At 57.8% G+C, this 12658-nt stretch carries 16 protein-coding genes; 7 read left to right on the forward strand and 9 right to left on the reverse strand.

Annotated elements, in window-relative coordinates; all coding sequences use genetic code 11:
* Window positions 1–690: 690 nt before the first annotated feature.
* Window positions 691–1041 (forward strand): metalloregulator ArsR/SmtB family transcription factor, encoded by a 351-nt coding sequence (locus tag G6K99_RS22285; RefSeq protein WP_162734815.1) that lies wholly within the window; start codon window positions 691–693, stop codon window positions 1039–1041.
* A gap of 341 nt (window positions 1042–1382) precedes the next feature.
* On the opposite strand, the gene G6K99_RS22290 is transcribed toward G6K99_RS22285, so the two are convergent.
* Complete coding sequence (locus G6K99_RS22290) at window positions 1383–1556, reverse strand: DUF3606 domain-containing protein (protein ID WP_174197992.1); 174 nt, start codon at window positions 1554–1556, stop codon at window positions 1383–1385.
* A gap of 237 nt (window positions 1557–1793) precedes the next feature.
* On the opposite strand from G6K99_RS22290, the gene ligD reads away from it, so the two are divergent.
* On the forward strand, window positions 1794–2726 hold the full coding sequence (gene ligD / locus G6K99_RS22295) for a non-homologous end-joining DNA ligase (protein WP_371816271.1): 933 nt from the start codon (window positions 1794–1796) through the stop codon (window positions 2724–2726).
* A 179-nt stretch (window positions 2727–2905) separates the two neighbouring features.
* Here the strand turns inward: ligD and G6K99_RS22300 are convergent, their stop codons facing one another.
* Window positions 2906–3082, reverse strand: a complete 177-nt coding sequence (locus G6K99_RS22300) for a hypothetical protein (RefSeq protein ID WP_174197994.1) — start codon at window positions 3080–3082, stop codon at window positions 2906–2908.
* A gap of 790 nt (window positions 3083–3872) precedes the next feature.
* Window positions 3873–4106: a hypothetical protein gene (locus G6K99_RS22305; RefSeq protein ID WP_113112088.1), complete on the reverse strand. Its 234-nt coding sequence runs from the start codon at window positions 4104–4106 to the stop codon at window positions 3873–3875.
* Between the two features lie 117 nt (window positions 4107–4223).
* Between G6K99_RS22305 and G6K99_RS22310 the strand changes: the two genes are divergently transcribed.
* Complete coding sequence (locus G6K99_RS22310; RefSeq protein WP_174197995.1) at window positions 4224–4379, forward strand: hypothetical protein; 156 nt, start codon at window positions 4224–4226, stop codon at window positions 4377–4379.
* 1133 nt (window positions 4380–5512) lie between these two features.
* On the opposite strand, the gene G6K99_RS22315 is transcribed toward G6K99_RS22310, so the two are convergent.
* The 6 genes from G6K99_RS22315 to G6K99_RS22340 form a co-directional block, all read right to left on the reverse strand.
* Entirely contained in the window at window positions 5513–6664 is a 1152-nt protein-coding gene (locus G6K99_RS22315; protein WP_174197996.1) for an MFS transporter, read from the reverse strand.
* A 34-nt stretch (window positions 6665–6698) separates the two neighbouring features.
* Window positions 6699–7601, reverse strand: a complete 903-nt coding sequence (locus G6K99_RS22320; protein ID WP_174197997.1) for a dihydrodipicolinate synthase family protein — start codon at window positions 7599–7601, stop codon at window positions 6699–6701.
* Window positions 7602–7794: 193 nt separating this feature from the next.
* Window positions 7795–7965 carry a hypothetical protein gene (locus G6K99_RS22325; protein WP_174197998.1) on the reverse strand — a complete coding sequence of 57 codons (171 nt, stop codon included), beginning with the start codon at window positions 7963–7965 and terminating at the stop codon, window positions 7795–7797.
* 174 nt (window positions 7966–8139) lie between these two features.
* Window positions 8140–9012: a hypothetical protein gene (locus tag G6K99_RS22330; protein WP_244631598.1), complete on the reverse strand. Its 873-nt coding sequence runs from the start codon at window positions 9010–9012 to the stop codon at window positions 8140–8142.
* A gap of 43 nt (window positions 9013–9055) precedes the next feature.
* On the reverse strand, window positions 9056–9940 hold the full coding sequence (locus tag G6K99_RS22335; protein WP_174198000.1) for a glycosyl hydrolase 53 family protein: 885 nt from the start codon (window positions 9938–9940) through the stop codon (window positions 9056–9058).
* 50 nt (window positions 9941–9990) lie between these two features.
* Window positions 9991–10365, reverse strand: coding sequence for a VOC family protein (locus tag G6K99_RS22340; protein WP_174198001.1), 375 nt, complete (start codon window positions 10363–10365; stop codon window positions 9991–9993).
* 266 nt (window positions 10366–10631) lie between these two features.
* Between G6K99_RS22340 and G6K99_RS22345 the strand changes: the two genes are divergently transcribed.
* The 4 genes from G6K99_RS22345 (at window position 10632) to G6K99_RS22360 (ending at window position 12608) form a co-directional block, all read left to right on the forward strand.
* Complete coding sequence (locus tag G6K99_RS22345) at window positions 10632–11234, forward strand: alkylhydroperoxidase (RefSeq protein WP_174198002.1); 603 nt, start codon at window positions 10632–10634, stop codon at window positions 11232–11234.
* A 214-nt stretch (window positions 11235–11448) separates the two neighbouring features.
* Window positions 11449–11766: a response regulator gene (locus tag G6K99_RS22350; protein ID WP_174198003.1), complete on the forward strand. Its 318-nt coding sequence runs from the start codon at window positions 11449–11451 to the stop codon at window positions 11764–11766.
* 195 nt (window positions 11767–11961) lie between these two features.
* Window positions 11962–12324 (forward strand): helix-turn-helix transcriptional regulator, encoded by a 363-nt coding sequence (locus G6K99_RS22355; protein ID WP_174198004.1) that lies wholly within the window; start codon window positions 11962–11964, stop codon window positions 12322–12324.
* A 23-nt stretch (window positions 12325–12347) separates the two neighbouring features.
* Window positions 12348–12608 carry a DUF982 domain-containing protein gene (locus tag G6K99_RS22360; RefSeq protein WP_174198005.1) on the forward strand — a complete coding sequence of 87 codons (261 nt, stop codon included), beginning with the start codon at window positions 12348–12350 and terminating at the stop codon, window positions 12606–12608.
* Window positions 12609–12658 lie beyond the last annotated feature (50 nt).

A 12658-nucleotide genomic window follows, 5' to 3' on the forward strand; every position in this document is an offset into this window, starting at 1 on the left:
CGAGATCGTAACGTTTCGGAATGAACTCGACATGGTCGGCAAGGTCCGCTACTTCCGGTCCTACTCTCGCAGGCGTCACGACCGTGCGAATTGTTGGCCATCGGCTGCACACCAGACGGGACAGCGCCAGCCCGTCGAGCCTGCCGGCCTGTTGACGTCAGTGAATATGATGTCGATATCGCTTCGGGACGACAGAATTCACAACGCCCCGTCCCCGGTTAGGGCCTCTGTCGGCTAGAACCCGCATTCTCCGAAATAGTCGGAGGTGCCCATCAGTATCAGAGATTCGTCGTCGACGATAAGGACGACGGTCTTACCGGTGACGGCCTGGGTCATCTGATACTACATTCAGTTTGGCGCCGCCGGGATCGCTATCACCCACATCTTCGATCCGCAGGCAGCGGTTTCTAGCTAAATCGTTCTCGAAGCATGAGCTGCAGCTTCGCGGAACTTCAATGGCAGTCTGCTTGTTTTTTTTCGTTGCCGAGTTTCGTTGCGGAACGAAATCCGCTCGGTTCTGTTCTCCCGCCACAACGAGAGCGGGGGATGGCGTCGCAAGTTTCACAACGTCGTATCGCAACTCCTGACGTTCGATATGGCGGACGTCGAAGACGACGACCTATTCAGCAACATCAACGGCAGACCTACATCCCAACTGGAAAAGATCGTCGTGCGCCAGGAGAGACCAGATTGCATACGACGAAGCTTTCGGAGGCGGAGATCGCCATGGCCGCGTGCCTCCTGACCGCCATGGGCAACAGGAAGCGTATGCTCATCCTCGATATTGTCAGCAAAAACGAGACGTCGGTCGGCAAGCTGGCGGTCATGTTGGGCATGGGACAGTCGGCGCTGTCACAGCAGTTGACTATACTGAAGAACGCGGAGCTGGTTCAGACCCGACGCGATGGGCACACCATCTACTACAGAACCGATTCCGAACAGGTCAGGATGATCCTTGCGACGCTCTACGAGCTATTCGATATCGCAGTGCCCTCGCCTCGCGACGGAGAGATAGCGAACGAGATCCTCGTCACGGGATAAGCGGGTAAGGACGAGAACCGGGAATATCGGCATGAACATCATCGGGGACGACTTCTACGCCCTCTAACGGTTGCCCGTCGTGAGAACCATAGACGGCTGGCACTAATGCCTCCGACGGCCAGCGAGCACAGCGACATGGACCAGGACAGCTGTCGAAAGCAGGATCGAAGAAACCAGCGCCGCGACCGATAGCACTCCCCGGTTTGTGATCTCTACCTCCGCCCTTAGGCCGCTATGCCTGGTCACCATTAACGAGACTTCGGCTCTCTGGACATCATGGATCGACGAGACACCGGGGGCCTGATGCTTCTTCTGGTCAACGACATTTTGCCCGCCATCACTCATTTCTTCAGCTTGTCCTCGACCTTGGCACGGCTGTTGCCAGCTTCCTTAACTGTCTGCTTGACCTTCGCCTTGGATACGCCTTCCTTCTTCGCCTCGTATGCGACCTCGTGGTCCTGCCCTGCGGCGACCCGTGCCCTGTCTTGATTGCGCCCGCGTGTTGTCGTTGCCATCTGAGCCTCCCTGGTTTAAGTGGTCACCGATAACTGGGCAGGATTCGCGAAGTTCCCTGACAGGTGAAGTGCGAGCCGGCCGTTCTTTAACCTTTCCGTGGTCTCCTTGCGATCATGGCAAGGAAACCATCGGATCGCCCAAGACTTCAGAGCCTGAAAATCGAGCCCGACGCGCCGTTACGCGGGGGCCGACGGAAGCCACGCGATCCAAGCCAGCCACAGCTACCTCTCGACCCCATGCCCGCCCGCGTCGAGCCTTGTCTCGCGCTTCTGGCAAGCAAGCCGCCGGAGGGCCCGGCGGGGGGCTACGAGGTGAAGTGGGACGGCTACCGTGTCGCCGTGCATGTTGAACTCGGCGGCAAGGTCCGCATTCTGACGCGCGGCGGACACCACTGGACCGACCGATTTCCAACCCTCGCAAAGGCTGTCAGGGAGCTCGGTCCGGGGACGATGATACTGGACGGTGAGGCTGTCATCCTAGACGAACAGGGGCGAAGCGACTTCAACCTGCTCGTGGCGTCTCTCGGTGGCCGAGGGGGCAGGAAGGTGTCCTCGGACACGGTGCTATACGCCTTTGATCTCCTGTATCTCGACGGTCACGACATATCAATGCTGTCTCTTGAAGAGCGTCGCATGCTGCTCGACCCGCTGTTGGAGAACGGCTCGGATGCGATCCGACTTTCCGAGATGTTCGACACCGACGGGGCCTCTCTGTTCGCGAGTGCGGCGGAACTCGGCCTCGAAGGAATCGTTGCGAAGAGGCTTGACGCGCCCTACAGGTCGGGACGTGGCGGCGACTGGCGCAAGGTCAAATGCATTCAGGCCTACACCTTCGTCGTCATCGGTTACGAGCCTTCCACTTCGTCCACGGGCGCCATCGGCAGCCTGATGCTCGCTGCACGCAAGGGCGACGACCTGGTCTACGTCGGAAACGTCGGGACAGGTTTCTCGGATGCGGTCGCGCGTCGGCTTAGGAAAGAGCTCGACGCGATCGCTACGAAGCGACCGATAATCCGCGTGAAGGCAAAGTCGGCCGTCTACGTCGAACCGATCATCGCCGCCGAAATCGAATACCGCGCGTGGACAGGCGACGGAAAACTCCGACATGCATCGTTTAAGGGCGTAAGGGAAGCTTCGGACGAAATCACGATCTACGAAGTCATAGACTGATCACTGAATGCGACAGGCCAGTTATCGTCTGGGCGCTCTCTCGCGGCAACAGCCAGCTGGTGTTCCTCCTCTAGCGTCGACAGACGCGCATTCGCGGCATCGAATTCGATTAGCCAACGGACGGCTAACGCCTGTCTACCGTCAGCGCCTTCAAGTGTCCGAACCCGCAGTCGCTGTCCTCAGTCGCGAGTTGACAATTCGTTTTCCAGCTCGAGAAGCCTTGTTCTGTGGCACGAAAGGAAAAATGAATACTGAGGGTCACCCTCGCCGCCAAACCCATGAGCGGCCTCGTATTGCTGGATGATCTCCCGCAGTTCCCGGTGATCTTTTTCCAGCGTTGCCCTGGCGATATCCATGCGACGCTCCTTATCGCAGCTGAGAATTTACAACGAGCGAAATTGTTCCAACTGCAACGCCGTATGGATAACAGGTCATAATCGCAGCCGAGCTGTGTCGTTGCCTCTACAGGTTACGCCGGAATACTCGGAAAGCAGGCGCTACGACCCGATATCCTGCGTCGCAGCCAGTGGCGCTTTGAAAGCCGCCGTGAAGCCCGTAGGACGATAAGACCTCTCGACGGTCCGTGTCCCAGCGATCCCCGTCCTGATCAGCCTCGATCCAAATCCGCGCCGAATCCGCTCGGAGACGTGAGGTCCGCCGCGCTCGGTAATTTATCCCGTCGACACCGCCTCACGCGGAAACCGAATTTGGTCATCATCAGACTTCTTGGAGACAGTGCTTGACGAAGTACGCTAATCGCCTCTCTTTCTCGCGACCAGCCAGAAGCTCCTGGTAGTGAATTCGAAGACTCTCTGCCGTGATCGATCCGACAATCCACTCTTCGACAGCTTTTAGGTACGTGGGATCGTCCTCGAATTGCAATCCAAGTGCGTGGGCTCTGTTTCGGACCGCTTCGAATATCTCACGGCGTCTCTCAGTCGTCATATGAGCCTTCAATGTTTCGCTGACGATAGCAACACTCGTCGAAAATGACAGTAACTCACGATTGTACGGGATCGTACCATGGGCTCTGAAGGGGAACGTCTCTGGCTAGAGATGCTTAAGTCTCAGCGGTCGTAAGGTCCGCCGCCTAAAGCGACCGCAGAGCAGGCGACATTCTCAATTGGAGTGTCGCCTGTTTGCTCCTCAGGACAGGAAGCCAGGCGCGTACTGAACTGAGAAGGTGAACCCTAGTACCGCTATAAGTCCCCGCGAGGCGTCAGACACCGTTATGGTGATGCTCTCTGCAGGTGGAAACTTACGAGCCACAAAAATGGCTAACGCGTTATAACCATCGTTCACTGCCGTGTGGGCATTCGCGACGTCAATCTCGACCTCTGCCTCGACACCGTCCTGAATATGCAGAATGAACTTTGGCATGCCATCTCCAGAAATTTGAGATTTCAAGGATGGTCATGAAAACGATCGCTACGCCACAGAATTCCGTACTTTAGAGCCTCATAACCGCTGGCGGCAGGTTTTCGGTAGAAGATGACGGTGAGTGAATTAATCAGTGTCATTGTCGGGCATGCTCCAGGCTCGATGAAGCGCTACGAGCAGCTGACATCCAGGCCATGGGCGGCGAGCCGGCTCGACGGCACTGGCTGGTCCTTCTGGTTCACGCGTAAGAACGTCGTTAATATCTTCCATTAGGACCATCACCTGCGTCGAACGCTCACTCTCGGGTAAATTTCGGCCGCCATCCCCTCGCCGCTCCGTAGCTGAGAAACGACGATGCCGTCCTCAGTTGCTCATGTAGAAAGGACGCATCAGCAATAACTTCACGTAAGGCTACTACGGCATCGCCGTGGTGCGCAGCGAGGATAACTTCTATAAGATCGTTCTCAATCTCATCAGGCGCGTTGGCTTGGGTAGTGTGTATCATCTTCAAACGTGACGTGAGTTGATTTTGTTCGCTCTATGTTCTCGCCCCTCTAAGCAAAGGAGTCAACGCTATCGAAGAGAAAATTCACAACAGATGCGGGCCTCAATCGCTCTTGTCACCCCAACTGAGCATAGGGGTATCTAATTTGAACACTACGCGGCGCGGGTACGCCATCGCGCGAGCGACCTCCCTCACCTAAATAACCATGGGCCTCTGATTACACTGAATGCTTTGGCGGGCGCTTAGTTGCCAATCAGGCGATCAAGGGTGTCTGCGCTGGTTCGCGTAGCTAGAGTCTCGCTGAATGCGGACTGCCTTGGGTATCCGGCTCCAACAACATGCGGTAGGTTGCGATTTGTCGGAGTATCCACAGCATGGAACCAGCTATATACATCCGAGTTCATCGGATTGGACGGCTGCGCTACCGGCGACATCGAGCGCTAGGCCAAAGCCTTCCTGCTCATTGCGCGGCGCACACTCCCTACTGTGGTTGGAAGTATCTGCGGCAGCCGATACGTACTTTCACAAGAACTCGCTTACGCAGCGAGACTTGGCGGTGTTCCAGAAGCAGCTTTCTTCACAAGCTCGCACAAAAAAGCGAACCGTCGGTCAGCTTTTGCTAGAACGCTTGAGTCTGCAATTGGTAGTTCGATTACGCCGTGGAGCGAACGAGCGAGATTTCGAGCCGCCTTCCGAATCTCCGGAGAAGCCAGAGTTCCGGCCTCCCGGATCTCCAAAGCGATTGCATACATCTGCCTATGGCTTTTTGCTTCGATAGCCGCTGAGAGCCATAATCTCAAATAAGCGTTGGTCATAAGCGAGTGTACGCCCCAATCCGAGATTGGTTGCAAGATATTAGATACGTAGTCAACCTAACGTTAACCAATACATCGAACGCTTATCAACGAGACGCGACTGCTACCATGGTAGTCACGGCAATCATAAGCGCGGTCACCCAGACCATCGCCGTTGACAGCCCCACCAACGCAAGCAATGCACTTGCAAATACAACGCCGACTGCCTGGGAAGTCCGCAGGAGCGCGAAGATTTCCGGTCGTCGTTCAGGAGGGGCCAGAGCATCCAGAGCTAGCGAGTAGTAGGTGCCAAGAGGCGTGAGCACTGCACCTATGAGCACCGTTCCAGCAATGGTTACCGCCATCGAGTGATTGGCTGCTGCGAGCCCTGACCCACAGGCCATCACGACAAGCTGAACAAGCAAGACCTTTCGCGAGGCCATGCGATTTCGGACGCTTATCCAGATGCCTCCGGCGACGGACGCGATGCAGAGCGGCACAGTGAACAGAATAGCGAGAGCGGGTTCGTAACCAAAGTTCAGTGCCAGCGCGACGGCTCCGATTTCAATGACGGCGACCGTCGCTCCACCTCCTGCAGCACACGCGAACCACACGAGCACTCCGGGGGTAAAAACTCTGCCGCTAAATCTTGGAGATGCATCTACACGGTGCACACCGGTCCATGGAACAAAGAACGCAGGCAATGACCCAAAGATCATCAGCGCAACGAGCGAAACTATCGGTGAATAAGTCGAGAGCCCGGACGCCGCTACCGGGGCCATGACGAACGTTACTTCGTTCAGCGTCGACGCAATCCCAAGCGCTCTTGGCAGTCGCGTGGTTGGGACGAACTGGTTCAGCAATGATCGCAGATAGCCATAGGCTGCGCCGTAGACCAAGCCTGCCACCCCGGCGAACAGCACAAGCCATGCGAACGGAAGGTGATATTCTGCGCCGATAACAATCGCGGCTAGAGCTACGGCGCGAAAGCAGACCAGTAGCCTGAACATCGTCGCGGCCGATAGGTTCTTTCCGGCTCGCGCCAACGGGACAGCGCCGACCATCTGCGCCACCGTCATGGCTAAAATCATAGCCGCGCCGCCCCTGGTATCTCCAGTAAGGCTGAGCGCGACGAATGAGAAGGCGACAGGTCCCGCAGCCTGCGGCACAGGCAGCGTGGCCGATGAAGCGTACCAGCGGACAAGCGCCGATTTTTTGGATCGTTGACTCTCGTCGGGGACGGCGCTGCCCTGTTCCAATGTATCTATTAGACTGACCACCCTAATGCGTAGCCTATAAGTTGACCGCAGTACGGAGTCCATCGACTGCCTCTGCGACCCGGACGCGTGCTTCAGGTTGAAGCCCCAGAACTGGACGGGGCGGCTCGAAGCTTCCTACCCCAACTATCTCTGCGATTGCGTACATAACACGAAAGCTCCCGAACTCCTTGAACAGAGACCACAACGGTCCGAACGCCCTGTCGACGCGCTTCGCTCGCTCTATGTCGCCGGATTGAGCCGCTCTGGTGAGAGCCAAAGCCTCCGATGGAAGAAGCCCTGCGACAACGCTGTACCAGGCGTCGGCTCCTGCCAGCAGCGCGTCGGCAGCACCCCAGTCCCCGCTATAGCCAGTCGCAAAAGTAGACGCCGTGTGATGGCGGATAGTGGCCATCTCGGAAAAGTAATCTCCGTTGACAGGCAGCGGCATCTTTATGGCCACGATGTTTGGAACCCGCGCAAGCCGCTCGATCAGTCCAACGCTGAACGTGAATTTCGTGGTGCTCGGGTTGTTGTAGACGCACAAAGGAAGTTGTCCGACGTCAGCGACTGCCGCGTAGTGCTCATAGACCTCCTGCTCGGTAAGAGGCGTGTAGGACACAGGAGCAAGGAGAAGGCCATCCGCCCCTGCCTCTCTGGCATCCCTTGCCAACGCCTGAGCTTCATCCGTCCGAAGAGCACCGACACCGACGATGACGGGTATCTTCCCCCCGACCGTCGCCAGCGCGGTTTCCACGGCGCGACGTCGCTGATCACGAGACAAGAGCGCGTACCCCCCGGTGCGGCCGAGCAGTCCGATGGAATTCGCACCCGCTTCGTTGATACGATTCAGAATGAACGCCAATGCTGACGTATCGACAACGCAAGCCTGGTCAGTGGGGGTGATGGGGAATGCCGACAGTCCTTGAAACAGGGTCATCAAGGTTCCTTAGTTATAAGCGCGAAAGCAGCTCCATGCTTGCCGCTCCATACACGACTGCGAGGGTGCCCTCGATCCAGCGGGGACCGCGACGGTAGACACGGACCATCTGTCCGGTCGGCAAAGGAGTGCGGAGCATCAGATCGCCGTTTCCGTTCCGCTCATGACGCTCGGCTTGACAGGTTGCGGCCTCTCAGGACGTTTTGTCGCTATCAATCTTGTGTCGTTTTTCGGTTTCCCGCGACATTCTCAGCTTTCGCAACCGGTCGGTCTTTTGCTCACGTGCGGACGCTTCCTTGTCCAGGATCTCGTAGGCCGCGCGATCAGTTTCCTCTCGCTTCGCAATTCTATCAATCTGCTTCATTCCAACCTCGATTGCCGATCCAACTAACGTAGCGCGACACCGGCGTCTGCCAACTCGCTGTGGGATTGCATTTTGCAAGAAGTCGCCGAGACAACCTCTTCAATTAAGTCACGGCCATCAGACGTCTGTCGGTATTGAGAGATTGATCATCGCCGTATAGGCGCCAGATCCGGATTAGTGCGATGACTGTTCCGACCTCTTCCGGCTTGCCGCTCGTCGAGCGGGCCGCAGTTCCTCAATAGTCGGTTGCCACCATTCCGCTCCATCGGCCGCAGGCGTCTTCGAGGGCCACGCCTGCACTAGCTCTTCAAACGAAGGTTTCCGCCATGTTCCCCAGACGTGGTCGTCGGTGGCGCCTGGGTAGAATTCGCCGACGACATCCGGTTCGACGAGTTCCCCGGTGATCTGTTCGAAGACAACGAGTCCATACTGGACCGCGATGACACGGCCGAGTGGCGGTAGCTTGTCGATGTTTACCGGATAGCGTCGTCGCTTCCGCTCCGCGGTCCGCGCTTTCGACTTCGCTTCCTGTTCGGTACCCTTCCTCCCTTCGGCGCGGCGTCGCCTTTCTTCTGGTTCGTTCCGGCGCGCTGCTTCCTCGATTTCTGGCCATCGATCCTTGAGCTCTCGGTACGACCGAAAGGGAACGTGCCATAACTTGAGGTCGCTATCCCACCGCGAGTAGGGAATCTCGCGAAGCTTCTCGACGACTGTCCTCGAATAGGGAGTGTTGATCCGGAATCCCGCTCTTCCAAGCTCAAGATAGACGCTCGCGATCGGATCGAACTCAAATGCGTCCCTGCCTTTCGCGTCGGCGAATGCATCGGCTTCCGCCTCCAGCTCCGCGAGCCACCGCGTGAAACGACGAGAGGCAGTGAGGCCTGGGACGAACCATGCTTGGCGGGCTTCACTCCACCGTGCACGGGGGAAGCGTTTCCGGAACTGCTCCACGGTCATTCTATCGAACGGAAAGCTGACATCAGCACCGAGCCTGGTGTCGGCTTCAGTCGTCGGTTCGACGTCGTCTGGTGTAGCTTTGGCGCTCATCGCCATGTTAACGCCCATCGGCCTGGTCAGGTTTCAGCCAGGACTACGCCGCTGCCCGAAAGCGTATGGCGGCAAGTTCAGCGGAGAGGTTCGGGTCGACAGACAGGTCAGAACGTATAAGGCCGTGGCTCCAGCGGTCACCAGAGAATGGTCGATGCCACGGAGGGCAGTCGACGATTGGATACCAGCACACCCCGGCTATGACAGCGCCATGGAACACCGCGATATCGACCTGCTCCAGCACGTGCCGGAGCCAGCCGCCTTTGTTGAGGCCCGGATATCGGCGGTGGTGTATCGGATGTCCGTCGTGCCAGCTTGTCTCCGACACCATGATCGGCTTGCGGTAACGTCTCCATGTCGCAAGCAAGACCTTCACGAGCGACGTTCGGGCCGTATGCGGGTAATAGTTCACCCCGACGACGTCCACATCGACCGCGGAAACGATTGCGTCTGTTGCCTCGAACTGGCGCTCCCCCACTCCCGTGATAGGGTCGTTCGTTAGAATTCCGACATCGGGATGATGAACCCGAGCGACCTTTGCCATCACCACTGCCATCTCGACAGCCTCGTGACGCGGCATTCCGGCGATCACCGGATAGAGCGACGGCTCGTTGACAGGACAGAGCCACAGCTTTTCATTTCCGTTCACCGCAAGTGCCGCCTCGGACGCAATACGAGCGCACCGAACTGGATCCTGATTGCGGTGATAGTGGGAGAGATCCCAGATCGCTTGAACGCCCGCGTCTCGTGCTGCAACGAGGCGAGAGAGCGCGTGGTGTCCGGGGACGAGGCCGTCGCGGATCGTGAGAAGTCCGTGGTCGCGAACAATACGGAAATGGTCGGCTAACCGCGCATCAGCCGTGTGCCCGGTGGTGACAAGAAGGTCGTGCCGGCCGCGATGAACAAGGCCGCACTCGAAGCCCGCCATAATAGGACTTCGGAAGAGTGCAGCGGGATGGAGGGATAGCGGCAGTTGGTTCATTTCGTCGGCTGAGACCGCACAGTCAGCTTGTTTCCGTCCGGATCACGAAGGTAAGCAACGAACGATCCGTTAGGTCGCTTGGAAGGAGGACTTTCGATCGCGGTACCCCCATGTTGGGTTCCAGCCACATGCCAGGCCAGTACGTGATCGTGGCCCGCAGCCGAGATACCGATAGTCCCGCCGTTTGCAACGGTCGCTGGCTCGCCGTCGATCGGCTTCGTGATCATCAACCGACCGCCCTCATGCAAGTAGATCAGTCTCCCTCTTTCATCCATATCTCCGGGCTTTCCGCCTAACGCAGCAAACGTTGCATCATAGAAGCGCCTAGCCTGCTCCAGGTCGTTGCTGCCAATCATAACGTGGGTGAACATGCTTCGTCTCCGGTTTGATCCTTGGTTTTACCATCCGTCGCTCGACGACCAGCATTGGGAAATCAAAAAACAAGGCAGCCGTTTGCCATATAAACTTGTTCGCGGAAGTGCGGAAGCGGTTACGCGTCGGGGACATCTAGGGACAGCCTTTCAGCGGAGGGCATGTAAGATGCTCTGCGGGATGGCTAACCCGCTTGATCACCGATGCAGGTGGCATCTTTTCGGTTTTAGGATATCTTGCGTATCTCGGCAGACGGAGGCACCCGATGTTCATCAAGACGGTCGAACCAAGCGATGCGACAGGCGAGATCGCCGCGCTTTACAAGGCGGAAATCCTCTCGATGGGACAGGTCATGCAGGCTACCCAGTGCTGGTCCGCTCGCCCGGATGTTATCGTACCCATCGAGAACCTGCTCCACCAGATACGCGACGGCTTTTCACTCGGGCTCCTGAACTTTCGCCTGATCACGTTCGTCGTGGCGGTAGACGTGCCATCGAGCTATTGTTCGCACGTCTATTTCCGCAGCCTGTCGAGCGAACTTGGCCGTGATCGGGTTCTTGCCATCCGTAAGGACTACCGGAACGCAGGGCTGGCCGAACAGCAGGTCGAAATGCTTGCGTATGCGCAGCAGATCACCCGCGACGCTTCCATGATCAAGGAAGCCGACATACAGCGGTTGCGGGATGTGGGTCTCACCGATGTCAACATCGCCGATATTGCGCTGGCAGCCTCGTTCAGAAACTTCGTCAGCCGCTACTTCGACGCGGTCGGCGCGACCGTCGAGCCTGAATTCCTCGATAACGATCCGGTTGTCAGGGAGATGATGGCGGTCGGACGGAAACACAGCGATGGTGCCCGGACCGTCTGATATCTGGTTGACCTGAACGGCGCCTAAGCCTTCGTCTGGACGCTTGTCGGAGTTCCCACGCGATCGCCTCGACGCATCTAGCCGTCAAGCCGCCTTCGGCACAGAAGGGAAGCCGCCCGTCAATTCCCGGTTGAAAGTAATATTGCGAAACAACTTTCTTTTAGGAACGATAACCGCACGGTTCTGTTGTCCCGCCACAGACAGGGAGTAGGGCATGCGCAGAGTACTCGTGGTCGAGGACGAAGTCCCGATCCGGATGACGGTGACCGACGCTCTCGAGGATGCGGGGTTCGAGGTAATCGAAGCGGGCACGGCCGACGACGCCATGAATACGATGGACGACGGTGCCATCCACTTTCTGTTTACCGACATCCAGATGCCCGGCCGTCTTACGGACGTTGATCTCGCCCACGAGGTGGCGGCGCGGTTCCCAGAGGCTGGGATAGTAGTCGCATCGGGCCGTATCAAGCCATACGAAGTCGACTTGCCCCGTCGGCTCAGTTCTACTCGAAGCCATACGACCTCGACCTGATTGTCGCGAGGTTCGAGGCGATGTCCCGCGCGCAGATCAACGATAGCTGACCGCTTCAGGTCGGAAAAGACAATCTGCCGTTCCGGTCCGTGACCATCGAATTCGAATGGTCCCGTACCAGACCTTCCTGGCCCATCATGCGCAGACCTGCCTTCTCATACCAGGGAAGGACGTCGTGCGCCCGGAGATAACACGATGCGTTTGACCATGCCCTCGGCGACGGAAATTGCCCAGGCCTCCAGCTTCCTGACTTTGATCGGGAACGGGAAGCGTATGCTCATCCTGGATATCGTCAGCAGAAACGAAACCTCGGTTGGTAGGTTGGCCCAAATGGTGGGTATGGGGCAGTCGGCTCTTTCGCAGCATCTGACCATCCTGAGAAACGCCCACCTAGTGCAGACGCGACGCGATGCCCAGACGATCTATTACAGAAGCGAGTCTGCATCGGTCGCTTCGATACTGGCGGTCCTCCACGAGATTTTCGACATCGAGGTTCCCGCTTCCCGAGGCGTCGAAGGTGTCGACGAACCCATGGTCGTGGAATTGCTCAGACAGTAAGCGCGACGGCAGGAGACGTCGGTATGAATATCATCGTAGTCGACTTCCACGCGCGCTGGAGGGCGCCCGTCGTCATCATCGGAGAAGAGCCGTCATCGAACGCAACCATCCTTGGTCCGGCTGACGCGTTGCGGTATCTGAGGACGTGCGCGGTCAGGTCGGACAGGGTTTACGTCCGTGCGGTCGATCTCTGCCAGCACGCCCTCCTGAACGGCGTTGACCCGGAACTGTCGCGTCCGCACTTTCTCGCTGCGTGCGCCAACGAGGGTTTAGAGGAGCCATGATAGGGCTGAATGAAACGATCAGGAGGCCAGGCGGCGCGCATCCAATGCTA

This window comes from Neorhizobium sp. AL 9.2.2 (assembly GCF_013317225.1).
In the GTDB taxonomy this organism is placed as follows: Bacteria; Pseudomonadota; Alphaproteobacteria; order Rhizobiales; family Rhizobiaceae; genus Neorhizobium; species Neorhizobium soli.